General features: G+C 71.9%; 19 protein-coding genes. 16 read left to right on the forward strand and 3 right to left on the reverse strand.

Annotated elements, in window-relative coordinates; genetic code table 11:
• Positions 1-136 precede the first annotated feature (136 nt).
• The 11 genes from GTY67_RS25310 (at position 137) to GTY67_RS25360 (ending at position 13,675) form a co-directional block, all read left to right on the forward strand.
• Positions 137-2,290 (forward strand): bifunctional diguanylate cyclase/phosphodiesterase, encoded by a 2,154-nt coding sequence (locus GTY67_RS25310; protein WP_161280395.1) that lies wholly within the window; start codon positions 137-139, stop codon positions 2,288-2,290.
• 188 nt (positions 2,291-2,478) lie between these two features.
• Positions 2,479-2,775 (forward strand): Asp-tRNA(Asn)/Glu-tRNA(Gln) amidotransferase subunit GatC, encoded by a 297-nt coding sequence (gene gatC, locus GTY67_RS25315; RefSeq protein WP_003966094.1) that lies wholly within the window; start codon positions 2,479-2,481, stop codon positions 2,773-2,775.
• A 5-nt stretch (positions 2,776-2,780) separates the two neighbouring features.
• Entirely contained in the window at positions 2,781-4,283 is a 1,503-nt protein-coding gene (gatA, locus tag GTY67_RS25320; RefSeq protein WP_093692552.1) for an Asp-tRNA(Asn)/Glu-tRNA(Gln) amidotransferase subunit GatA, read from the forward strand.
• 5 nt (positions 4,284-4,288) lie between these two features.
• Positions 4,289-4,522 carry a hypothetical protein gene (locus GTY67_RS25325; protein ID WP_176727541.1) on the forward strand — a complete coding sequence of 78 codons (234 nt, stop codon included), beginning with the start codon at positions 4,289-4,291 and terminating at the stop codon, positions 4,520-4,522.
• Between the two features lie 16 nt (positions 4,523-4,538).
• Complete coding sequence (gatB, locus tag GTY67_RS25330; protein WP_093692554.1) at positions 4,539-6,047, forward strand: Asp-tRNA(Asn)/Glu-tRNA(Gln) amidotransferase subunit GatB; 1,509 nt, start codon at positions 4,539-4,541, stop codon at positions 6,045-6,047.
• Positions 6,048-6,125: 78 nt separating this feature from the next.
• Positions 6,126-7,385 carry an arsenic transporter gene (locus GTY67_RS25335; RefSeq protein ID WP_161281596.1) on the forward strand — a complete coding sequence of 420 codons (1,260 nt, stop codon included), beginning with the start codon at positions 6,126-6,128 and terminating at the stop codon, positions 7,383-7,385.
• Between the two features lie 122 nt (positions 7,386-7,507).
• Complete coding sequence (locus tag GTY67_RS25340; protein ID WP_161280396.1) at positions 7,508-9,619, forward strand: phospholipase C, phosphocholine-specific; 2,112 nt, start codon at positions 7,508-7,510, stop codon at positions 9,617-9,619.
• A 189-nt stretch (positions 9,620-9,808) separates the two neighbouring features.
• A complete protein-coding gene (locus GTY67_RS25345; RefSeq protein ID WP_161280397.1) occupies positions 9,809-12,049 on the forward strand; it encodes an MMPL family transporter in 2,241 nt (746 codons plus the stop codon).
• The gene (locus GTY67_RS25350; protein ID WP_093692558.1) at positions 12,027-12,596 is read left to right on the forward strand and encodes a GNAT family protein; all 570 of its coding nucleotides are present in this window, start codon (positions 12,027-12,029) and stop codon (positions 12,594-12,596) included. The genes GTY67_RS25345 and GTY67_RS25350 overlap by 23 nt, the downstream gene beginning before the upstream one ends.
• Positions 12,597-12,668: 72 nt before the next feature.
• Entirely contained in the window at positions 12,669-13,301 is a 633-nt protein-coding gene (locus GTY67_RS25355; RefSeq protein WP_161280398.1) for a hypothetical protein, read from the forward strand.
• A 191-nt stretch (positions 13,302-13,492) separates the two neighbouring features.
• The gene (locus GTY67_RS25360; protein WP_093692560.1) at positions 13,493-13,675 is read left to right on the forward strand and encodes a hypothetical protein; all 183 of its coding nucleotides are present in this window, start codon (positions 13,493-13,495) and stop codon (positions 13,673-13,675) included.
• 41 nt (positions 13,676-13,716) lie between these two features.
• Here GTY67_RS25360 and GTY67_RS25365 read toward each other — a convergent pair whose 3' ends face one another.
• The 3 genes from GTY67_RS25365 to GTY67_RS25375 form a co-directional block, all read right to left on the reverse strand.
• The gene (locus GTY67_RS25365) at positions 13,717-14,034 is read right to left on the reverse strand and encodes a DUF6191 domain-containing protein (protein WP_161280399.1); all 318 of its coding nucleotides are present in this window, start codon (positions 14,032-14,034) and stop codon (positions 13,717-13,719) included.
• Between the two features lie 46 nt (positions 14,035-14,080).
• Positions 14,081-15,289, reverse strand: a complete 1,209-nt coding sequence (locus GTY67_RS25370; RefSeq protein WP_161280400.1) for a PQQ-dependent sugar dehydrogenase — start codon at positions 15,287-15,289, stop codon at positions 14,081-14,083.
• Positions 15,290-15,411: 122 nt separating this feature from the next.
• Entirely contained in the window at positions 15,412-16,368 is a 957-nt protein-coding gene (locus GTY67_RS25375; RefSeq protein WP_176727543.1) for an aldo/keto reductase, read from the reverse strand.
• A 238-nt stretch (positions 16,369-16,606) separates the two neighbouring features.
• Here GTY67_RS25375 and GTY67_RS25380 point away from each other — a divergent pair, with 238 nt between their 5' ends.
• From GTY67_RS25380 to ilvC, 5 genes are all read left to right on the forward strand, one after another.
• Complete coding sequence (locus GTY67_RS25380) at positions 16,607-17,569, forward strand: 2-hydroxyacid dehydrogenase (RefSeq protein WP_161280401.1); 963 nt, start codon at positions 16,607-16,609, stop codon at positions 17,567-17,569.
• A gap of 324 nt (positions 17,570-17,893) precedes the next feature.
• Positions 17,894-20,713 carry an EAL domain-containing protein gene (locus GTY67_RS25385; RefSeq protein WP_161280402.1) on the forward strand — a complete coding sequence of 940 codons (2,820 nt, stop codon included), beginning with the start codon at positions 17,894-17,896 and terminating at the stop codon, positions 20,711-20,713.
• A gap of 232 nt (positions 20,714-20,945) precedes the next feature.
• A complete protein-coding gene (locus GTY67_RS25390) occupies positions 20,946-22,802 on the forward strand; it encodes an acetolactate synthase large subunit (RefSeq protein WP_161280403.1) in 1,857 nt (618 codons plus the stop codon).
• 23 nt (positions 22,803-22,825) lie between these two features.
• Positions 22,826-23,353 carry an acetolactate synthase small subunit gene (ilvN, locus tag GTY67_RS25395; protein WP_006127785.1) on the forward strand — a complete coding sequence of 176 codons (528 nt, stop codon included), beginning with the start codon at positions 22,826-22,828 and terminating at the stop codon, positions 23,351-23,353.
• 109 nt (positions 23,354-23,462) lie between these two features.
• The gene (gene ilvC / locus GTY67_RS25400; RefSeq protein ID WP_093692566.1) at positions 23,463-24,464 is read left to right on the forward strand and encodes a ketol-acid reductoisomerase; all 1,002 of its coding nucleotides are present in this window, start codon (positions 23,463-23,465) and stop codon (positions 24,462-24,464) included.
• Positions 24,465-24,622 lie beyond the last annotated feature (158 nt).

Below are 24,622 nucleotides of genomic sequence, written 5' to 3' on the forward strand. Positions count from 1 at the left end.
GCCCCTGGAAGCTCTTCGCGGCCTACTGTTGAGGGGTAGCGCCTGCCGTGGCACCGGCCGCCCGTCCGGGGCCGTGCGAGCAAGGGAGCGGGGGCCACCGAGGGACTTCGGCACCGCCGGCTGTGAGAGGGACGGAATGAAACCGACCGAGAGCGCCGCCCCGGTGTCGCGGCTGCAAGGTTTCGTCGGCCTCACCTCCCCCGTGGGCGCCGCCGTCATAGGGATCGCGGCGTTACTGCTGGCGGCCGGCTTCTACCGCACGGTGCAGGACGGCCAGGCCCTCTTCCCGGACGGTGCCGTGGGCTGGTCGCTCGCCGTGCTCACCGGGATCATCGTCGGCCACCTGGTCGCGCTCGGCCGCGACCGCTGGTGGGGCGGCACCGGCTCCGGTGCCGCCCTCACCCTCGCCGTGCTGCTCCTCTACGGCTGGCTGCCCGCCGGGCTGGTCAGCCTGGTCGTCGTCGTGCTCGTCGGGAGCGCCCGCAGACACCGCTGGTGGCAGGGGCTCCTGCACGGTGCGGTGGACATCCTCGGCATCGGGGCGGCGGCGCTCGTGCTGGCCGCGTTCGGCGTGGTCCCGACGGTGGAGCAGCCCTGGCTGCCACTCGACTGGTCCATCGCCGCCGTACCGGAACTGCTCCTGACGGCGTCCACGTACCTCCTCGTCACCCGGGTCCTGCTGTGGTACGCGGGAGCCCCGCAGAACGGCGGGCTGCCGACCATCGCCCGCACCGCCCTGCTGCGCCAAGGGCTCGTCGCCGTCGCCCTGCTCGGCCTCGCCCCGCTGATCTGCGTCGTGGCGATGTCCATGCCCGTCGTGCTGCCGCTCTTCGCGGTCCCGCTGATCGCCCTGGACTCCACGCTGTGGATCGCCCGCGCCCGCGCCGAGGAGCAGCTGCGGGACCCCCTGACCGGCCTGCCCAACCGCCAGTGGCTGCTGGAGCGGACCTGGTCGGCGCTGGAGGACGCCGAGAGCGTGGGCACCAGGTCGGGCCTCGTCCTGATCGACCTGGACCGCTTCCGCGCCGTCAACGACACCCTCGGCCACCTCGCCGGGGACCGGCTGCTCCTCCAGATAGCGGAACGCCTGCGCCTGGCCCTGCCGCCCGGCGCGGAGGCGGCCCGGCTCGGCGGCGACGAGTTCGCCGTACTGCTGCCCCAGGCCGACTCGACCACCAGCGCCCAGCGGGTCGCCCGCCACCTGGTCGCCGAGCTCTCCTCGCCCCTCGACCTGGACGGGCTGGTCCTCGTGCTGGAGGCCAGCGCCGGGGTCGCCGTCTACCCGGACCACGCGCTGGACGCCGAGGGGCTGCTGCGCCGCGCGGACGTCGCGATGTACCAGGCCAAGCGCGACCGTACGGGCGTGGAGGTCTACGAGTCGAAGCGGGACAGCAACACCCCCGACCGGCTCGGGCTGCTGGGCGATCTGCGCCGGGCGCTGGACGCGGGCGACGTGGAGCTGCACTACCAGCCCAAGGTCCGCTTCGACGGGCAGGTCGCCGGTCTGGAGGCGCTGGTGCGCTGGGTGCACCCGGAGCGCGGCCGGGTCCCCCCGGACGAGTTCATCGCCATCGCGGAGTCCTCCGGCCTGATGCCGCACCTCACGGAGTACGTCCTGGAGACGGCGCTCGCGCAGGTCGCCCGGTGGCGGGCGCAGGGCCTGTTCGTGCCGGTCGCGGTCAACGTCTCGCCCCGCGATGTGCACACCCCCGGCTTCGCGGGCGGGGTCGCCGCCCGGCTCGCCCGGCACGGCGTCCCGGCCTCGGCGCTCCAGCTGGAGATCACCGAGCACGTCCTGCTGGAGGACCCGCAGCGGGCCGCCGACACCCTGGCCGGGCTGACCGCGCACGGCGTGAAGATGTCCCTGGACGACTTCGGTACGGGGTACTCCTCCCTCGTACATCTGCGCAGGCTGCCGGTGAGCGAGCTGAAGATCGACCGGTCGTTCGTGGCCCGGCTCGCCGTCGACCACGAGGACGCGGAGATCGTCCGCTGCACGATCGACCTGGCCCACTCGCTCGGCCTGGTCGTCGTCGCCGAGGGCGTCGAGGACGACGAGACCTGGGAGCGGCTGCGGGACCTGCGGTGCGACGCGGTGCAGGGCTGGCTGGTGGCGGCCGCGATGCCGCCCCAGGAGACGACGGCCTGGCTCCGGGCGCGCGGCGAGCACGGCTGGCGGCGCCCCGCCGAGCTGGAGGCCCAGGCGGCGGCCGCGGCGGCGAACGGCAAGCCGGACACCGAGCAGCACCAGCCCCAGGGGCGTACGGTCTCAGGCCCGGCGACGGCCTGAGGCGCGGCCCCGGGCCCGTACCGAAAACGTCCGAAAGGGGCGGGCCGATCGGGGCGGGGTACCCGGCCCGATCAGACCCCATAGGATTGGGGGTCGGTGGCACATTTCCACCGTCCGTCCGGACGGACGGTGGAAATGTGCCACCGACCCCCAGCCAAAACCACACACCAACCCCTGAGGATCGCTGCATGCCTGGCATCACGCGCGAGGAGGTCGCCCACCTCGCCCGGCTGGCGCGTCTGGAGCTGAAGGGCGAAGAGCTCGACCACTTCGCCGGTCAACTCGACGACATCATCGGCGCGGTCGCCCGCGTCTCCGAGGTCGCCGACCAAGACGTACCGCCGACCTCCCACCCGCTGCCGCTGACCAACGTCATGCGCGCGGACGAGGTCCGTCCGTCGCTCACCCCCGCGCAGGCGCTCTCCGGCGCCCCGGCCCAGGAGCAGCAGCGTTTCAAGGTGCCGCAGATCCTGGGGGAGGACTAACCGCCATGACGGACATCAGCACCATCATCAAGCTCACCGCGGCCGAGATCGCCGCGAAGATCGCCTCCGGCGAGCTCACCGCCGTCGAGGTCACCGAGGCCCACCTGGCCCGGATCGACGCCGTCGACGAGAAGGTCCACGCCTTCCTGCACATCGACCGCGAGGGCGCGCTCGCCCAGGCCCGTGCCGTGGACGCCAAGCGCGAGGCGGGCGAGAAGCTGGGCCCGCTGGCCGGCGTCCCGCTCGCGCTGAAGGACATCTTCACCACCAAGGACATGCCGACCACCGTCGGTTCCAAGATCCTTGAGGGCTGGGTGCCGCCGTACGACGCCACGCTGACGCAGAAGCTGCGCGCAGCCGACGTCGTCATCCTCGGCAAGACCAACATGGACGAGTTCGCCATGGGGTCCTCCACCGAGAACAGCGCCTACGGCCCCACCGGCAACCCGTGGGACCTCACCCGCATCCCCGGCGGCTCCGGCGGCGGCTCCTCCGCCGCCCTCGCCTCCTACGAGGCCCCCCTCGCCATCGGCACGGACACCGGCGGCTCCATCCGCCAGCCCGCCGCCGTCACCGGCACGGTCGGCGTCAAGCCCACCTACGGCGGCGTCTCCCGCTACGGCATGGTCGCCTTCTCGTCCTCCCTCGACCAGGGCGGGCCCTGCGCCCGTACGGTCCTGGACGCGGCGCTGCTCCACGAGGCCATCGCCGGGCACGACCCGCTGGACTCGACCTCCATCGACGCCCCGGTCCCGCCGGTCGTCGAGGCCGCGCGCAACGGCTCGGTCCAGGGCATGCGCGTCGGCGTCGTCAAGCAGTTCCGCGGCGAGGGCTACCAGGCCGGCGTCCTCCAGCGCTTCGACGAGTCGGTCGAACTGCTGAAGTCGCTCGGCGCGGACATCGTCGAGTTGGACTGCCCGTCCTTCGACCTGGCGCTCTCGGCGTACTACCTGATCGCGCCCTCCGAGTGCTCCTCCAACCTGGCCCGCTTCGACGCCATGCGCTACGGCCTGCGGGTCGGCGACGACGGCACGAAGTCGGCCGAGGAGGTCACCGCGCTCACCCGCGAGGCCGGTTTCGGCGACGAGGTCAAGCGCCGCATCATCCTGGGTACGTACGCGCTCAGCTCCGGCTACTACGACGCGTACTACGGCTCGGCCCAGAAGGTCCGCACCCTCATCACCCAGGACTTCGAGAAGGCCTTCGAGCAGGTCGATGTGATCGTCTCCCCGACGACCCCGACCACCGCCTTCCCGATCGGCGAGCGCGCCGACGACCCGATGGCGATGTACCTCGCGGACCTGTGCACCATCCCCACCAACCTGGCAGGCAACTCCGCCATGTCGCTCCCCTGCGGCCTGGCCCCGGAGGACGGGCTGCCGGTCGGACTGCAGATCATCGCCCCCGCCATGAAGGACGACCGGCTGTACAAGGTCGGAGCGGCCGTCGAGGCCGCCTTCGTGGAAAAGTGGGGGCACCCGCTGCTTGAGGAGGCTCCGTCGCTGTGAGTGCCATGGCAAAGAAGGCCAGTAACTTCAAGAAGTCCAAGACCGGGCTGTACGTCTCGCTCGGCAGTACCGCGTTCGGCGCGATCAGCATCGCCAAGCAGGCGAAGCTCGCCCGCCAGGACAACGACGTGCTGCGCCTCATCGACGCGGCGGTCTCCGCGGCCGCCATCGTCACCGGACTCGCGATCCTCTATCGCGAACTGAAGCGTCTCGGCGACGACGACGTCCTGCTGGGCTGAGAGGGAAAGTTTCACCGTGACTGTCACCGACCTGGTGTCGTACGAGGACGCGCTCGCGTCCTACGACCCCGTCATGGGCCTCGAAGTCCATGTCGAACTCGGCACCAAGACCAAGATGTTCTGCGGCTGCTCCACGGAGCTGAAGCAGGACGCCAACTCCCAGACCTGTCCGGTCTGTCTCGGACTGCCCGGCGCGCTGCCGGTCGTCAACGAGATCGGCGTGGAGTCGGCCATCAAGATCGGCCTCGCGCTCAACTGCGAGATCGCCGAGTGGTGCCGCTTCGCCCGGAAGAACTACTTCTATCCGGACATGCCGAAGAACTTCCAGACCTCCCAGTACGACGAGCCGATCGCCTTCGACGGCTATCTGGACGTCCAGCTGGAGGACGGCGAGATCTTCCGGGTGCAGATCGAACGCGCCCACATGGAGGAGGACACCGGCAAGTCGACGCACGTCGGCGGCGCCACCGGCCGTATCCACGGCGCGTCCCACTCGCTGCTGGACTACAACCGGGCCGGCATCCCGCTCATCGAGATCGTCACCAAGCCGATCGAGGGAGCGGGCGCCCGTGCCCCCGAGGTCGCCAAGGCGTACGTCGCCGAGCTCCGCGAGCTGATCAAGGCCCTCGGGGTCTCCGAGGCCCGCATGGAGATGGGCCAGATGCGCTGCGACGTCAACCTGTCGCTGCGCCCCAACGGCACCGAGACGTTCGGTACGCGCTCCGAGACGAAGAACGTGAACTCGCTGCGTTCCGTCGAGAGGGCCGCGCGCTTCGAGATCCAGCGGCACGCCGCCGTGCTGTCCTCGGGCGGCACGATCGTGCAGGAGACCCGGCACTTCCACGAGGAGGACGGCTCCACCACGGCCGGCCGCATCAAGGACAACGCCGAGGACTACCGCTACTTCCCCGAGCCGGACCTGGTGCCCGTGGCACCCGCCCGCGACTGGGTCGAGGAGCTCCGCAAGGGCCTCCCCGAGCTGCCCCGGCTGCGGCGCGCCCGGCTCAAGGAGGAGTGGGGCGTCTCCGAGCACGACATGCAGTCCATCCTCAACGCGGGCGCGGTCGACCTGATCGTCGCCACGACCGAGGCGGGCGCCCCGTCGGACCAGGCCCGCAAGTGGTGGATGGGCGAGCTGGCCCGTAACGCCAACGAGACCGGCCGCGGTCTGGACGAGCTGCCGATCACCCCGGCGCAGGTCGCCCGGGTCGCCGCGCTCGTCGCGGCGGGCGACCTCAACGACAAGCTGGCCCGCCAGGTCATCGAGGGCGTCCTCGCGGGCGAGGGCGACCCGGACACCGTCGTCGAGAAGCGCGGCCTGAAGGTCGTCTCGGACGAGGGCGCGCTCTCCACGGCCGTGGACGAGGCCATCGCGGGCAACGCGGCCATCGCGGACAAGATCCGCGGCGGCAAGGTCGCGGCGGCGGGCGCGCTCGTCGGCGCGGTCATGAAGGCCACCCGAGGCCAGGCGGACGCGGCGCGCGTGCGCGAGCTGATCCTGGAGAAGCTCGGCGTCGAGGGCTGACCACCTGATCGTCCCCGGAGGGGCGGTGCACCCGTATCGACGGGCGCACCGCCCCTTCACCCGTCCTGAGAGAGCCCCCTGAACACCGTCACCGCCGAGCTGGTCTCCTTCGCCCTCCTTTTGGGCGTCCTCGCCTTCGCCGTCGTACGCCCGAAGGGCCTGCCGGAGGCGGCCGTCGCCGTGCCCGCCGCCGTGCTCGTGGTGGCCGTCGGCGCGGTGTCCTGGCCCGAGGCGCGGGAACAGGTCGGCGAGCTGCTCCCCGTCGTCGGGTTCCTCGCCGCGATCCTGGTGCTGGCCCAGCTCTGCGCCGACGAAGGGCTGTTCCGGGCCGCCGGGGACCTGGTGGCCCGCGCCTGCCGGGGGCGGACCCGGCCCCTCCTCGGCGGGGTCTTCGTCGTCGCCTCGCTCATCACCGCCGTCCTGAGCCTCGACGCCACCGTGGTCCTGCTCACCCCGGTCGTCCTCGCCACCGCCGCCCGGGTCGGTGCGCGGCCGCGCCCGTACGTCTACGCCTGCGCGCACCTCGCCAACTCCGCCTCGCTCCTGCTCCCCGTCTCCAACCTCACCAACCTCTTGGCGTTCACCGCGAGCGGCCTCTCCTTCACCCGGTTCGCCGCGCTGATGGCGCTGCCGTGGCTGGCCGCGATCGCCGTGGAGTACGTGGTGTTCCGCCGCGCGTTCAGGGACGACCTGGCCGCCGGGGCGCACGCGCCGGATCCCGAGGCCGAGCGCACGCCCGTGCCCGTCTTCACGCTCGTCGTGCTGGCGCTGACGCTGGCCGGGTTCGTCGTGACCTCGTTCGCGGGCGCCGAGCCGTTGTGGGCCGCGCTCGCGGGCGCGGCCGTGCTCGCCGTACGGGCCCTCGTCAAGCGCGAGACCACGCCCGTCGGGCTCGTCCGCTCGGCCAACCCGCTCTTCTGCCTCTTCGTCCTCGCGCTCGGCGTCGTCGTCAAGGCCGTCGTCGACAACGGCCTCGGTGACGGGATCGCCGCGCTCCTGCCCGACGGCGACACGCTCCCCGTCCTGCTCGGCGTCGCCGTGGTCGCCGCGCTCCTGGCCAACCTGATCAACAACCTGCCCGCGATCCTCGCCCTGCTCCCGATCGTCGCGGCGGCCGGCCCCGGACCGCTGCTCGCCGCCCTGATCGGGGTCAACATCGGCCCCAACCTCACGTACGTCGGCTCCCTCGCCACCCTCCTGTGGCGCCGCATCCTGCACGCCCACGGGGACGCGCCGGAGCTGGGCCACTTCACCCGGCTGGGACTCGCGACCGTACCGGCGACGCTCCTCGCCTCCACCCTCGCGCTCTGGGGGTCGCTGCACCTCATCGGGGTGTAGGCCGCCGGTTGGACTTCTCGTACGGCCTCTTGGACGTTCACCACCGGGCCGTACGCAGTCCTTCCCGCCGCCACCTGACCTGACTAGCTTCCCGGCTGTAACCACCGAAACGGGAGGCTCCTTTGACCACGGACATGTCACGGCGGCGGCTCTTCGCCCTCGGCGGGGGCGCGCTCGGCGCCGCTGCGGCCGGATCGTTCCTGCCGCCGTCGCTCCAGGCAGCCATCGCCGCGCAGCCCGCCCACGCGGGGTCCGGGGGCGGAGGGCTCGGAGCCATCAAGCATGTGGTGATCCTCATGCAGGAGAACCGTTCCTTCGACCACTACTTCGGCTCCCTGCGCGGCGTACGCGGCTTCGGCGACCGCAACGCCATCGACCTGCCCACCGGCGGGACCGTCTTCGAGCAGCCCGGCCCCTCCGGCACCACCGTGCTGCCGTTCCCGGTGCGCGGCGCGGCCGAGGAGCAGCAGAAGGACCTCCAGTACATCGGCGCCCTCGACCACTCCTGGAACGGCGGCGCGCAGGCCTGGGGCGGCGGCTGGATGAACGGCTGGATCAGCGCGAAGACCGCGGCGACCATGGCGTACTACGACCGCCGTGACATCCCGCTCCACTACGAGCTGGCCGACACCTTCACCGTCTGCGACGCCTACCACTCCTCGATCCACACCTCCACCAGCCCCAACCGCAACCACCTGTGGAGCGGCAAGACCGGCTTCGAGCCGAACGGGAAGCGGGCCGTCGGCAACGACGCGTACAGCGAGGGCAGCCACCCCGGCTACGACTGGTCGACCTACGCCGAGCGGCTGGAGAAGGCGGGCCGCAGCTGGCGGACGTACACGGAGTGGGAGAACTTCACCGACAACCAGATCGAGTTCTACGCCACCTTCAAGGCGATTGCCCGCAAGGCCCTGGCCAAGACCGGCGGCCCCACGTACATGGAAGCGTTCTACGCCAAGGTCCGCGGCGCCTCCGAGGCCGAGCGCACCCGGCTCCTCGGGCTGCTGGACGAGGGCGTCGCCACGCTCACCAAGCAGGAGCGGAGCCTGTTCGAGCGGGGGCTGCGCCGGGTGCCGACCGGGACGCTGGCCGACGAGTTCGCCAAGGACGTGGCGGCAGGGACGCTGCCGGAGGTCTCCTACCTGGTGCCCTCCGCGATCGACTCCGAGCACCCGAGCGTCTCCTCGCCGGTGCACAGCGCCACCATCGTCTACAAGGTCCTGGACGCGCTCGGCAAGCACCCGGACGTCTGGCGCCACACCGCCGTACTGATCAACTACGACGAGAACGACGGCTTCTTCGACCATGTCCCGCCGCCCGTCGCACCCCCCGAGGTGACCGACGAGCAGTGGGACGGCCGCCCGACCGGCCTCGGCATCCGGGTGCCGATGCTCGTCGTCTCGCCGTGGACCGTCGGCGGATACGTCTGCTCCGAGGTCTTCGACCACACCTCGGTCATCCGCTTCCTGGAGCGCTGGACCGGGGTGAAAGAGCCCAACATCAGCGACTGGCGGCGCCGCGTCACCGGCGACCTCACCTCCGCCTTCGACTTCACCCGGGCCCGGCGGCAGCCCGCCGTCCAGGTGCCCGGGGCCATCCCGCCGCTCAGCGGCCGCTGGCAGCCGAGGCCCCCGTCCATCCAGCACCTCCCCGAGCAGGAGCCCGGCGTACGCCCGGCGCGCCCGCTCCCGTACCAGCCGGACGCGCAGGCCAGGCGGGCAGCCAGCGGCGCGCTGCGGGTGGAGCTGACCAACAGCGGCCGGTCCTCGGCGCACTTCACGCTCTATCCGTACGCCGGTGAGTTCGCGGCCCCGCTCCACCAGGACGTCCGGGGCGCGGCCCACTGGACCGTGCCGACGGCGGGGGACACCTACCGCTTCACGGTCACCGGCCCGAACGGCTTCCGGCGCGAGTTCGCCGGGCCGGTCCAGGGCGGTGCCGAGGTCGCCACCCGTATCGACACCCGCGACCGCGACCTCCACCTCACCCTGCGCAACACCGGCCGCCGCCCGCTGACCTTCCTGGTCCGGCCGCTCGGCTACGTCGACGAGGACGACCTGCGGGACTGGACTCGCCGCGTCACGGTCAAGCCGGGCCGCAGCCGTACGGTCGTGCACTCGGCGGCCGACGCCCACGGCTGGTACGACCTCGCCGTCACGGCCGACGGGGAGGACGGCTTCCGGCGGCGGCTCATGGGACACATCGAGAACGGCCGGGCGAGCGTCTCCGGCTGAGGCCCCGCCCATCGGTCCGGGGCCGGTCTGCCCCATGTAGGGAGGAGATCAACCCCTGTGACCATGGCCACGAAACGGACAAAGGATCAGTTTCTGCTGAGAGAGTGGCGGTCTCAGGTCATGTGACGTTTACGGGCAGATCCAGCCATCTGCGGGTAAAGGTCCACGAACCCGCAGGGAGCCCGTCCGTTGGCCGCCATCGCCCGCTGGTGCATCAAGCACCGTCTGCTCGCCGTCCTCTTCTGGCTCGCCGCCCTCGGCGGTACAGCCGCTGCGGCGGGGTTCGCGGGTTCCGCGTACTCCAACGACTACGAGGTGCCCGGTACGGAGTCCGGCCGGGCCACCGAGCTCCTCTCGCGCGGCTTCACCCACCTCGGCGGCGACACCGACACCGTCGTCTGGCACACCACCGGCTCCACGGTCCGGGCCGCCGACGTCGAACAGACGATGACCCGCACCCTCCACGCGATCGACGCCCTGCCCGGCGTCGGCGCGGTCACCGGCCCGTACGGCGCCGAGGGCACCGGCCAGATCAGCGAGGACGGCCGCACCGCCTACGCCACGGTCACCTTCGACCGCCCCGCCGACGAGATCCCCGTCTCCCAGGCCCAGGCCCTCGTGGATACCGCGAAGGGAGCCGAGGCCGACGGGCTCCAGGTCGAACTGGGCGGCACCGCCGTCGCCCTCACCGAAGCGCCCTCCGCCCATGTCGCCGAGGCGATCGGCGTGGTCGTCGCGGCCGTGGTCCTCTTCCTCGCCTTCGGCTCGCTCGCCGCCAGCCTGCTGCCCATCGCCACCGCCCTGGTCTCCGTGGGCACCGCCTACGCGGGCATCGTCCTGCTCGGCCATGTGATGACCGTGGCGGACTTCGCCCCGATGCTCGGCATGCTCATCGGGCTCGGCGTCGGCATCGACTACGCCCTCTTCATCGTCACCCGGCACCGCAGAGGGCTCCGGCGCGGGATGCCGGTCGACGAAGCGGCCCAGAACGCGGTCACCACCACCGGCCGCGCGGTCGTCTTCGCCGGGGCCACCGTCTGTATCGCGCTGCTCGGCATGCTGATCCTGCGGCTCAGCTTCCTCAACGGCGTCGCCATCGCCGCCTCGCTCACCGTCGTCCTCACCGTGGCCGCCTCCGTCACCCTGCTGCCCGCCCTGCTCTCCCGGATCGGGATGCGGGCCCTCAGCCGCCGCGAACGCCGGCAGCTCGCCGAACACGGACCGCGCCCCGAACTGCCCACCGGCTTCGCCGCCCGCTGGTCCGCCTTCGTGGAGCGCCACCCCAAGCTGCTCGGCGGCATCGCGGCCGTCGTCATGGCCGTCCTCGCCCTGCCCGCCCTCGGCCTCCACCTCGGCACCTCCGACCAGGGCAACAACCCGGCCTCCGCCACCACCCGGCAGGCCTACGACCTGCTCTCGGACGGCTTCGGCCCCGGGGTCAACGGCCCCCTCACCATCGCCGCCCAGCTGGACGGCGCCGACGACCGGCTCGCGCTGGACTCGCTGCCGGAGAAGCTGCGTACCACCGAAGGCGTCGCCTCGGTCGGCCCGGTCACGTACAACAGCAGCGGCGACACCGCCTTCCTCACCGTCGTCCCCGACTCCTCGCCCCAGTCGCAGCAGACCAGCGAGCTGGTCGACCGCATCCGGGACGGCGTGCTGCCGCCGGTGAAGGACACCAGCTCGCTGGAGACGTACGTCGGCGGGGTGACCGCGAGCTACGACGACTTCGCCGAGATCATCGTCGGCAAGCTGCCCCTCTTCGTCGGGGTGGTCATCGGCCTCGGCTGCCTGCTCCTCCTGCTCGCCTTCCGCTCCATCGGCATCCCGCTCAAGGCCGCCGTCATGAACGTGGCCGCCGTCGCCTCCTCCTTCGGCGTCGTCGTCGCCGTCTTCCAGTGGGGCTGGGGGAGCGAGCTGCTCGGCCTCGGCAGCGCCGGGCCCATCGAACCCTTCCTCCCCGTGATCATGGTCTCGGTCCTCTTCGGCCTCTCCATGGACTACCAGGTCTTCCTGGTCGGCCGGATGTACGAGGAGTGGCTGGAGACCGGCGACAACCGGCGCTCGGTCCGGGTCGGCCTCGCCGAGACCAGCCGCGTGATCAACTCCGCCGCCGTGATCATGATCTCCGTCTTCCTCGCCTTCGTGCTCAGCGGCGACCGGGTGATCGCCATGTTCGGCATCGCGCTCGCCACCGCCGTAGCCCTGGACGCCTTCGTCCTGCGCACCCTGCTGGTGCCCGCCCTGATGCACATGCTCGGCGGCGCCAACTGGTGGCTGCCGGGCTGGCTGGAGCGCCGGCTGCCCCGGATCAGCATCGAACCGCCCGACGGTGCGGTGGATCATGCGAAGATCCCGGGTGCGCGCGTCACGGAGGAGGGCGCCGCGTCGGCAGAGGAGGAGCACGATGTTCGCCATATCCCTGGGTGACGACTTGGGCGGGGGCCGGGCGGAGCTGCGCCCGCTGGAGGTCTGGCGGGCCGAGGAGTTCCTCGCCCATATGGACCGGGCCCGGGAGCTGGTCGACCCGTGGATCCCGTTCGCCTCCGCCGCCACCGACCTGGACTCGGCGCGCGCCCTGCTCCAGCGGTACGCGGACAAGCAGGCGGCCGACACCGGACGGCTCTACGGCATCTGGCTGGAGGGCACGCTCGTCGGCGGGGTCCTGTTCCGGATCTTCGACGCGGCGTCCGGCAACTGCGAGATCGGTGTCTGGCTGGAGCCCGCGGCCCAGGGCCGGGGCCTGATCACCCGGGCCGCCGAGCACCTGATCGACTGGGCGGTGTACGAGCGCGGCATGCACCGCGTCGAGTGGGACGCCTCCGCCGCCAACACCCGCTCCATCGCGGTGGCCAAGCGGCTCGGCATGACCCGCGACGGGGTGCTGCGGCAGAACTACCTCTACAAGGGCGTACGCCACGACTCGGAGATCTGGTCCGTGCTGGCCCCGGAATGGCGGGCCCGTACGGGGCGCTGAGCCCCGGCGCCGAGAAGGTTCCCGTCCCCGGCGTTAAGAGGGTTCTCATCCGGGACCCCTAGCGTGCGGCACATGAACACCACCCCCTCCAAGACGACCGACCTCTCCAAGACGGACACGCCCGCCGACGACCCCGCGAAGAGCACCGCCGAGACCGCCGTCACGGAGGACACCATCGCGACCGCCACGCCGTCGGAGTCCACCGCCGCCACGGAGACCGAGGCCGCCGACGACGCCGAGGCCTTCGACGAGGCCGAAGACGACGACCTGGAGCCCGACCCCTTCACCGAGGCCCGCCACGGCGTCGGCGCGGGCGCCACGGCCGTCGTCTCCGCCGCCCTCGGCATCGTCGCCCTCACCGGTGCCTGGTCCGGCCGGGTCGCCGCCGAGCGCGAGACCCTGATGGGCCAGATCCAGACCGCCGGCGGCTCCAGCGCGGCCCAGCAGATCTCCGAGATCTACGGGGACGCCTGGCACACCACCGCCCTGGTCAACGGTCTCTTCGCGGTGCTGGCCCTGCTCGTCGGCGTCTTCGTCCTGGTCCGCCCCGCCTTCGGCGCACCTGCCACGCGGCCGCAGCCCGCCTGGATCCGGGCGGTCGCGCTGGCCGGGGTCGCGCTCGGCACCCTCGGCGTACTGATCTCCGTCGGCATGTACTTCGACCTGTTCCTCTCCCTGCCGGTCGCGGGCACACCGGCGGGCTGAGCCCCGGACAACAGGCGCTGAGGCACCCGGCCCCCGCGCCTAAGGCCCCCCGCCCGGCGAAGATGCGGCACTCGCCCGATGTGGCCGTACCCCCTGGCCCACGACAGTGGAGGCACAGCGCGGGCAGAGCCCCGGCCGACCGGCCGACCGGCTTCCCCGCCCCCGCTGCGACCGGCACCAGGGAGCACCTCATGTACGCGTACGAGCTGTACCGCACCACCTCCGCCGAGCTCATCCGCCGGGCCGACGCCGAGCGCGAGGTCCGCCGGGCCCGCCTCGCCCGCCGGGCCGCCCGCCGTACCGGGCGCGGCGACCCCGGAGGGCGGGTGAGCGCGGGCCGGAGCCGCCTGGCCGACTTCGTCCGCGCCGCCTGAGAAGTGGCACACGCGCTGCGGTCCGGGTCCGCCTCGGCTCATCAGCGCTCGGGCGGCCCGTCGCGGCCGTCGTCCCCGCCGCCCCGGGCCTCGCGGCCGCCCACCGGCTCTGTGACCAGGCGGGTGCGCGGGGCGAGCACGGCGTCCTGCTCCAAGGGCGCCTGCCGCATGTGCCGCTCGCCGTCGCCGTCGGGCTCCGCCTCGGGCGCCCGGACGGTCACCTTGCCGGAGGTGAGGTCTATCGGGCCACGGCCCGGATCACCGGCGGCGACGTCCACCCGGCTCAGCTCCAGCCGCTTCTGCTCGTCGGCGCCGTGCTTGCGCCCCGGGGCGAAGAGCTCCTCGAAGAAATTGAACACGGTCGTGCTCCCTCCGGCGTGGTGCGCGGGTGGTGCGACGGGGCGTCTACTCCACTTCGACCAGCAGGATCCGGTCGTCGCCGGGCTTCGGCTCGCCCCGGCCGTCCGTGTTGCTGGTGACCAGCCAGAGCCGGTCGCCGCCCGCGCCCACCACGGTGCGCAGCCGGCCGTGCTTCTCGTCGAGGAACGACTGGGGGTCGGCCAATGGTTCCTTCGCCGAGTCGCCGGAGAGCGGGATGCGCCAGAGCCGCTCGCCGCGCAGCCCGGCCATCCAGATGGAGCCCTGCGCGTACGCGATACCGCTGGGCGAGGCCTCGGAGGTCCTCCACTGGGCCACCGGGTCGATGAACCCGTCCTTGCCCTCCTCGCCCTCCACCTCGGGCCACCCGTAGTTGCCGCCGGGCTCGATCAGGTTCAGCTCGTCCCAGGTGTTCTGGCCGAACTCGGCCGCCCACAGCCGCTTCCGCGCGTCCCAGGCGAGCCCCTGCACATTGCGGTGCCCGTACGAATACACCACCGAGTCCGCCTCCGGGTTGCCGTGGACCGGCTCCCCGTCCGGGGTCATCCGCAGGATCTTGCCCGCCAGCGACTCCTTGTCCTGGGCGAGCCCGGTGTCCCCGGTCTCGCCGGTGCCCGCGTACAGCATCTTGTCCGGTCCGAAGGCGATCCGGCCGCCGTTGTGGATGTTCCCCTTGGGGATGCCGCGCAGGATGGTGTCCGGGGCGCCCAGCTGCTGCCCGGCCGGGCGCTTCTCGTCGTAGCTCATGCGGACGATCCGGTTGTCGGACGTGGTGGTGAAGTAGGCGTACACCCACCCGTCCGCCGCGAACGTCGAGGGGACCGCGAGCCCCAGCAGACCGCCCTCGCCCGCCGGGGAGACCCCGGGCACCGAGCCGAGCAGCGTCTGCTTCCCGCTCTCGCCGTCGATGCGGTGGATCGTCCCCTCGTCACGCGAGGCGACCAGCAGATCACCGCCCGGCAGCGCGGTCAGCCCCCAGGGCGACTTCAGCCCCTCGGTCAGCGTCGAGACGACCTTCGCCGAGCCCTTGGCGGGCGGCAGCTCGGCCGAGGCGCCCGGCGACGGGGAGCCGGAGCTCCGCGAGGCGGTCGGCGAGGCGGCGCCCGTACCGGACGTGCCCTCCTGTCCGCCCGTGGAGCACGCGGCGGATAGGACCAGCGAGGCCGTCGCCAGCGCGGCCACCACCCCCCTGCGCACCGCGGGGGACTGAACTGACCCGAACACAGCACCGCGCACTGGACCGATCCTTTCGACGGCTGCCCGACTGCTCTTTCGCACTACCTGTTCCTACCTCGCGGCCCCGCTCAAAGTTCCCGGTGCGGCCCATTCTCCCGCCACCCTCCGCCGGGCGCGCGGCCTCAGTCCCAGGATCCGCGCGCCCGGGGCAGCCCGGCGATCTCCGCCAGGTCCGCCTCGTCCAGCTCCACCTCCGCCGCCAGTGCGTTCTCCACGGCCCACTTCTCCCGCTTCGTCCCCGGCACCGCCACCACGTGCGGCCCCTGCCGCAGCACCCACGCCAGCGCCACCTGGGCCACGCTCGCCCCGCGCCGCTCCGCGATCCGCCGCAGACCGGCCACCACCGGCTGGTTCGCCGCCATCATCTCGGCCGTGAACCGGGGGTGCCGGGCCCGCAGGTCCTCGGGCTCGAACCCCTGCCCCGGCTTCAGCGTCCCGGTCAGATAGCCGCTGCCGAGCGGCATCGCGGCGAGTACCCCGACCCCGCGCGCCGCACACCAGGGCAGCAGCTCCGCCAGCGCCTCGGGGGACCACACCGACAGCTCCGCCTCGACCGCGCTGACCGGGAAGACCTGCTGGATCCGCTCCAGCTGCCGGACCGTTCCCCCATGCGTCCCGGCCCCGGATCTGCGCGGGGCGCGCGCTCCCACCGCGCACAGCCCCAGGGAGCGCACCTTGCCCGCCGTCACCAGCTCCGCCATCGCGCCCCAGGTCTCCTCGACCGGCACCTCGGGGTCGGCCCGGTGCAGCTGGTAGAGGTCGATCACATCGGTCTGGAGGCGCCGCAGCGAGGCGTCGCAGGCGCGGCGTACGTAACCGGGGCGGCCGTTGGCCACGATGTGCTGATCGCCCACCAGGAGCCCGCACTTGGTGGAGAGGAACGCCTCGGAGCGGCGCCCCTTCAGCGCCCGGCCCACCAGGAGCTCGTTGGTGAACGGCCCGTACATGTCCGCGGTGTCGAGAAGCCGGACACCGGCGTCGAGTGCCGCGTGCACCGTGCGCACCGACCGGTCACCGCGCTGCTGCGACGCGCTGTAGCCCCAGCTCATCGGCATACAGCCCAGACCGACCGCGCCCACGGCGAGCCCCGACGCCCCGATAGTCCTGCGCTCCAACTCCCCGAACCCTCCCTCGTTCCCGCGGTCACGGGGCCGTACCGCACCCCGAACCAGGGTCTCTCGTCCGGATCATGCCGGACTCGCGGGGTCCGGCATGATCCGGACGAGAGACCCTGGCCTCTGGCCCGGCCGTGACTTCGATCAGCCGTCGTGCAGCCGTCCTGGAGCACTCGCACACCCGTCGCATAGCCTCCTGACCATGACTGCGACGACTGCCGGCGCGACGCGTGCCGATGTATGGCTGCCTTTTCCGGCCGAGGAGATCGACGGGCTCCCCGAAGGCCTCAACCACCTCTTCTGGGACGGGGGTGCGGAGTATCCCGGCGACCCCGCGAACTGTGTGTACTACGTCGTCCCCTATATGAAGGGTTCCGAGATCGCCGTCCGGCCGATGGACGCCATGAGCTCCGTCCAGGTCGTACAGACGCTCTCGGCGGGCATCGACCATGTGGAGCCGGGACTCGGCCTGCTGCCCGCCGGCGTACGCCTCTGCAACGCCAAGGGGGTCCACGAGGCCTCCACGGCGGAGCTGACGCTCGCCCTGATCCTGGCCTCCCTGCGCGACATCCCCGGCTTCGTCCACGGCCAGGACAACGAGGAGTGGCGGTCCGGGTTCTACCCGGCGCTCGCCGACAAGTCCGTCCTCATCGTGGGGTACGGCTCCATCGGCGCGGCCATCGAGGACCGGCTCGCGCCCTTCGAGTGCGCGCGGGTCGCACGCGTCGCGCGCTCCACCCGGACCACCGGGCGCGGCCCCGTACACACACTCGACGACCTCCCGGCCCTGCTGCCCGCCGCCGACGTCGTCGTCCTCTCCACCCCGCTGAACCCCTCCACACAAGGGCTGGTGGACGCCGACTTCCTCGCGGCGATGCCGGACGGGGCCCTCCTCGTCAACGTCGCCCGGGGCGGAGTCGTGGACACCAAGGCCCTGTTGGCCGAACTGGAATCCGGACGGCTGCGGGCCGCACTCGACGTGACCGACCCGGAACCGCTGCCGGCCGGCCATCCTCTCTGGCATGCTCCGAATGTCTTGATCACGCCTCATGTGGGCGGCAGCACCTCGGCGTTCGAACCGCGCGCCAAGCGGCTGCTGGCCGCACAGCTCACCCGGTTCGCCGCCGGGGAGCCGCTCGTGAACGTCGTCAGCACCACCGGCTGACGCCCCGGAGCGGTCACGCCGAGGCGTGATCCGCATGCGCACAGTGCCGCCCACCTCGTGTTTCGTCACGGAGCGTAGAGAATCTATGGCCCTGAGTGACGAACCTGGTGTATCGTCCGCACCGGAGGGCTGCGCCGTGGCAGGGGCGGCGCGGGGGGAGCATCGGAACGCGAGGGGGCGACGGGCGATGTGCTGGCCATGGAGAGACGATCCGAGGCCGCGGGGCGGGGCGCGGCGGCCATCGGCGCTGCCCGCGCGCGGTGCTCACGGGTGGCCGGAATTCCCCCCGGGGCGGCGGCCGGGACCGGGCCGGGGAGCCCTCCGGTGAGCGCCCTGGGGGCCTGGCTCTCGCCGCACTCCGCCGCGGGCTCCTCGGGGCTGCGGGCCCGGATCCTGCTCGGCACCGTCTGCGCCGGATACAGCGTCGGGGCGGCCGTCGGCTGGGGATCGCCGCAACTGGCCCGCTTCATGGGCGATTTCGGCCTCGCCGCGGCGGCGCTGGTCGCCGCCGTCTCCTGCTTCCTCTACGCCCGGGTGAGCGCCGGGCGGCTGCGGCCCGCCTGGCTGCTGTTCTCGCTCTCCTCGCTGATGGCGGCCTGCGGCAACGCCGTCTGGGGGTGGTACGAGGTGGTGCTCGGCGTCCCCGTGCCCACCCCGTCGGCGGCCGACGCCTTCTTCCTCTGCTTCGCGCCACCCGCCATCGTCGGGCTCCTCGTGCTCGCCAAGCGCCCCGTCACCCGGGCCGGCTGGGTCTGCCTGGCGCTGGACGCCTGGCTGATCGGCGGCTCCCTGCTGACCCTCGCCTGGAGCCTCGCCCTCGCGCACGCCGCGCACATGGCGGGCGTCCAGGACACCAGCGTCGGCCCTGCGGCGCTCTCGCTGGCCTACCCGCTGCTGGACATCGTGCTCGTCTCCATGGTGCTCGCGCTGCACTTCCGCCGCTCGGGGGCCAACCGCTCCGCGGTCAACACCGCGATCGCCGCCCTGGCGCTGACCGTCCTGTGCGACGCGGTGTTCACCTCGCCGCTGCTGCGCTCCACCTACCACTCGGGCCAGTTGCTGGACGCCGGCTGGTTCGCCGGCTCCCTGCTCCTCGCCTACGCCCCCTGGGGGGTACGGAGCCGGGCGGCCGGCACCGACCGCCCCGGGCCCCCGCGCGCCATGAGCCGCCCGATCGCCGGGTCACTGGCCGCGCTCACCCCGTATCTCGCCGCCGCCGTCTGCACGCTGGGCATCCTGTACAACGTGGTCGAGGGCCGGCGGGTGGACCGGGTGGTCATCTTCACCGGCTGCACGGTCGTCCTCGCGCTGGTCGTCCGGCAGGGGATCATGCTGCTGGACAACATCTCCCTCACCCAGGAGCTGGCCCAGAAGGAGAACCACTTCCGCTCCCTGGTGCAGGGCTCCAGCGACGTCATCATGATCGCCGCCCCCAGCGGCACCCTGCGCTACGTCAGCCCCGCCGCCGCCGGGGTCTACGGGCGCGACGCGGAGGACCTCGTCGGCGCCGAGCTCTCCTCGATCATCCACCCCGACGACCTCGGCCGGGTCGTCCACGAGGTGCGGCGCTTCCTCGCCGCCCCGCCCCACGAGGAGCCCACCACCCGCATCGAGTGCCGCTTCCGCTCCGGCACCGGCGACTGGCTGCACGCCGAGTCCACCGTCAACCGCCACCAGGGCGGGCTGCTGCTCAACAGCCGGGACGTCACCGAACGCGTCAGGCTCCAGGCCCAGTTGCAGCACAACGCCGAGCACGACCCGCTCACCGACCTGCCCAACCGGGCCCTGTTCACCTCCCGGGTCCGCCAGGCGCTCACCGGCCGCCGCGCCGGGGACTCCGGCACCGCCGTGCTCTTCATCGACCTCGACGGCTTCAAGGCCGTCAACGACACCATCGGCCACCAGGCGGGCGACGAGCTGCTCATCCAGGCCGCCCGCCGCCTCCAGGAGTCCGTCAGGGCCGGGGACACCGCGGCCCGCCTCGGCGGCGACGAGTTCGCCGCGCTCATCATGGGCGACGGCACCCGCGACCAGGGCGCCCGGGAGTACCAGGTCCACGAGATCGCCGACCGGCTCCGCCTCACGCTCTCCCAGCCCTACCGGATCGGCCCCAGCGAGGTCCGGGTGGCCGCCTCCATCGGCGTCGCCTTCGCCGAGCCCGGCATCACCCCCACCGACCTCATGCGCAACGCGGACCTCGCGATGTACCGCGCCAAGGCGGGCGGCAAGGACCGGGTCGAGTTGTACGCCCCCCAGATGCAGGCCGACGTCGTACGCCGCTCCGAGCTGGCCACCCGGCTGCGCACCGCCCTGAGCGAGGGCGAGTTCGCCCTGCTGCACCAGCCGGTCGTCCACCTCGCCAGCGGCTCCGTCGCCGCCGTCGCCGCCCAGGCCCGCTGGCGCTCCGCCCAGGGCATCCTCTTCACCCCCGCCGAGTTCCTCCGGGTCACCGGCGACGACGACCGCACCGCCGAGCTCGGCCGCTGGCTCCTGGAGGAGGCCGTGAAGCAGGCCGCCGACCGGGCCAGGGCCGGACACCCCGTCGCCGTCTCCGTACGCCTCTCCGCCACCCGGCTGCTGGACAAGGCGCTGCCCTTCGGCTCCATCGAGGCGCTGCTGACCCGCCACGGGCTGCCCTCGGGGGCCCTGATGATCGAGGTCGCCGACAGCGACCCCCGGATCTCCTTCGACGAGCTGGAGCGGCGCCTCGTGGCCCTGCGCCGCCTCGGCGTCCGGATCGCCCTCGACGGCTTCGGCAGCGGTTTCGCCGCGATCAACGCGCTGCGCCGCCTCCCCATCGACGTACTGAAACTCGACCGGAACCTGGTCGAAGGGGTGGTGGAATCGGCCAGACTGCACAAGATCACCAGCGGGCTGCTCCGGATCGCCTGCGACCTCGGCCTCCAGTCCGTCGCCGACGGGGTCGACGTCCCCGAGCAGGTCCTCGCGCTCCGCGCCATGGGGTGCACCCACGGCCAGGGGATGGCCTTCTCCGGCCCGCTGGACGAGTACCGGCTGCGACGCGCCCTGGTGCGTGGCCAGTTCCCCGTGCCCGGCGTCCCCGGCCCCCGTACGGTGATGGCGGGCGGCTCCGTTCCACTGCTCACCGGATCACATGCTGAGACGCCCGTCCCACCCACTTGACACGTCATGCGTGCCGGAGAGAGGGTCAATGCCATGCGCACCCGAATTCTCGTACTTGGAAAGCGCGTCGGCTGAAGCAGAGTCACTCCACGACACTCTGCGGACCGCACCCGGCGCGCTCCCCTCGCTTGCCTCACGGCACGAGGGGTTTTTTGTTGCACTGACACCTCTCAAAACGCTGCAAACCACCCGCGAAAAACCACCCGCGAAAACCCTCAGCTTCGAGAAGAGAATGCCGATGACCGAGCAGGCCACCGGGGCCCACCACCCGCAGCCGCGCGCCCGTACCGGCGGACAGCCGTCCGTCACCGTTGAGCACGTCACGGGCGCGCAGTCCCTCATCCGTTCTCTCGAGGAAGTCGGCGCCGAAACGGTATTCGGCCTCCCCGGCGGCTGCATCCTCCCCGCCTACGACCCGCTGATGGACTCCACCAAGGTCCGCCACGTCCTGGTCCGCCACGAGCAGGGCGCGGGCCACGCGGCCACCGGCTACGCACAGGCCACCGGCAAGGTCGGCGTCTGCATGGTCACCTCGGGCCCCGGCGCCACCAACCTGGTCACCCCGATCGCCGACGCGCACATGGACTCCGTCCCGCTCGTCGCGATCACCGGCCAGGTCGCCTCCAAGGCCATCGGCACCGACGCCTTCCAGGAAGCCGACATCTGCGGCATCACGATGCCGATCACCAAGCACAACTTCCTGGTCACCAAGGCCGAGGACATCGCGCACACCATCGCCGAGGCCTTCCACATCGCCTCCACCGGCCGCCCCGGCCCCGTCCTCGTCGACATCGCCAAGGACGCCCTCCAGGCGCAGACCACCTTCAGCTGGCCGCCCACCCAGGACCTGCCCGGCTACCGGCCCGTCACCAAGCCGCACGCCAAGCAGATCCGCGAAGCGGCCAAGCTGATCACCCAGTCCAAGCGCCCCGTGCTCTACGTCGGCGGCGGTGTCCTCAAGGCCGGGGCCACCGCCGAGCTGAAGGTCCTCGCGGAGCTGACCGGAGCGCCCGTCACCACCACCCTGATGGCGCTCGGCGCCTTCCCCGACAGCCACCCGCTGCACGTGGGAATGCCGGGCATGCACGGTTCGGTCACCGCCGTCACCGCGTTGCAGAAGGCCGACCTGATCGTCGCCCTCGGCGCCCGCTTCGACGACCGCGTCACCGGCAAACTGGACAGCTTCGCCCCGTACGCCAAGATCGTCCACGCCGACATCGACCCGGCCGAGATCGGCAAGAACCGCACGGCCGACGTCCCGATCGTGGGCGACGCCCGCGAGGTCCTGGCCGACCTGGTCCAGGCCGTCCAGGCCGAGCACACCGAGGGCAACACCGGCGACTACAGCGCCTGGTGGAAGGACCTCAACCGGTGGCGCGACACCTACCCCCTGGGCTACGACCTGCCCGAGGACGGCAGCCTCTCCCCGCAGCAGGTCATCCAGCGCATCGGCAAGCTCGCCCCCGAGGGCACGATCTTCACGGCGGGCGTCGGCCAGCACCAGATGTGGGCCGCCCACTTCATCGACTACGAGCAGCCCGCCACCTGGCTCAACAGCGGCGGCGCCGGGACGATGGGGTACGCGGTCCCGGCCGCGATGGGCGCCAAGGCCGGCGCACCCGACCGCACCGTCTGGGCGATCGACGGCGACGGCTGCTTCCAGATGACCAACCAGGAACTGACCACCTGCGCGCTCAACAACATCCCGATCAAGGTCGCCGTCATCAACAACGGCGCCCTCGGGATGGTCCGCCAGTGGCAGACCCTCTTCTACAACCAGCGCTACTCCAACACCGTGCTGCACTCCGGCGCGGACATCGACGGCCAGCCCGCCAAGGGCACCCGCGTCCCGGACTTCGTCAAGCTGTCCGAGGCCATGGGCTGCTACGCCATCCGCTGCGAGGACCCGGCCGACCTGGACAAGGTCATCGAAGAGGCCAACTCCGTCAACGACCGCCCCGTCGTGATCGACTTCATCGTCCACGAGGACGCCATGGTCTGGCCGATGGTCGCCGCCGGCACCTCCAACGACGAGGTCCAGGCCGCACGCGGCGTCCGCCCCGACTTCGGCGACAACGAAGACGACTGAGAGACAGAGAGAGAACGACTCCCATGTCCGAAAAGCACACGCTCTCCGTCCTGGTCGAGAACAAGCCCGGTGTCCTCGCCCGGATCACCGCCCTGTTCTCCCGACGCGGCTTCAACATCGACTCGCTCGCGGTCGGTACCACCGAGCACCCCGACATCTCCCGCATCACCATCGTCGTGAATGTCGAGGGCCTGCCCCTGGAGCAGGTGACCAAGCAGCTCAACAAGCTGGTCAACGTCCTGAAGATCGTCGAACTCGAGCCCTCCGCCGCGATCCAGCGGGAGCTCGTCCTGGTGAAGGTCCGTGCCGACAGCGAGACCCGCTCCCAGATCGTCGAGATCGTCCAGCTGTTCCGCGCCAAGACCGTCGACGTCTCCCCGGAGGCCGTCACGATCGAGGCGACCGGCGGGGCCGACAAGCTGGAGGCGATGCTCAAGATGCTGGAGCAGTACGGCATCAAGGAGCTCGTCCAGTCCGGCACCATCGCCATAGGGCGTGGCGCGCGGTCCATCACCGACCGCTCCCTGCGCGCCCTTGACCGCTCCGCCTGACCGGCGGAAGGACGGCGCCCGCGCCGCTCGCATGGCGAGACCCGATCACGTACACGACGCCCCCGCCGTACGGTGGGACGCAACACCTGCACACCAAGGAGAAGACCCAGTGGCCGAGCTGTTCTACGACGACGATGCCGACCTGTCCATCATCCAGGGCCGCAAGGTCGCGGTTCTCGGTTACGGCAGCCAGGGCCACGCCCACGCGCTGTCGCTCCGTGACTCCGGCGTCGACGTCCGCGTCGGTCTGCACGAGGGCTCGAAGTCCAAGGCCAAGGCCGAGGAGCAGGGCCTGCGCGTGGTGACCCCGTCCGAGGCCGCCGCCGAGGCCGACGTCATCATGATCCTCGTCCCGGACCCGATCCAGGCCAAGGTCTACGAGGAGTCCGTCAAGGACAACCTCAAGGACGGCGACGCGCTGTTCTTCGGCCACGGCCTGAACATCCGGTTCGGCTTCATCAAGCCGCCGGCCAACGTGGACGTCTGCATGGTCGCCCCGAAGGGCCCCGGCCACCTGGTCCGCCGCCAGTACGAGGAGGGCCGCGGCGTCCCGTGCATCGTGGCCGTGGAGCAGGACGCCTCGGGCAAGGGCCTGGAGCTGGCCCTGTCGTACGCCAAGGGCATCGGCGGCACGCGGGCCGGCGTCATCAAGACCACCTTCACCGAGGAGACCGAGACCGACCTCTTCGGTGAGCAGGCCGTCCTCTGCGGTGGCACCGCCGCCCTGGTGAAGGCCGGTTTCGAGACGCTGACCGAGGCCGGCTACCAGCCGGAGATCGCGTACTTCGAGTGCCTCCACGAGCTGAAGCTCATCGTCGACCTCATGTACGAGGGCGGCCTGGAGAAGATGCGCTGGTCCATCTCGGAGACCGCCGAGTGGGGCGACTACGTCACCGGCCCGCGGATCATCACCGACGCGACCAAGGCCGAGATGAAGAAGGTCCTCACCGAGATCCAGGACGGCACCTTCGCCAACGCCTGGATGGCCGAGTACCACAACGGCCTGCCCAAGTACAACGAGTACAAGAAGGCCGACAGCGACCACCTGCTGGAGACCACGGGCCGTGAGCTGCGCAAGCTCATGAGCTGGGTGAACGACGAAGAGGCCTAGGCCTCGGGGGAGCGGGGCGGGTCCTGCTGGACCCGCCCCGCTCCGCACCCCGCCTCGCACCCCCGTGTCACTGCGGAGACCGGGTGCGAGGCGGTCGCGGATGCGGTGGTTCCGTACGGGTGTACACCACGTCCACCCTCGTGCGGGTGATCCTTCCA

Origin of the sequence: Streptomyces sp. SID8374 (assembly GCF_009865135.1) — a bacterium.
GTDB lineage: Bacteria > Actinomycetota > Actinomycetes > Streptomycetales > Streptomycetaceae > Streptomyces.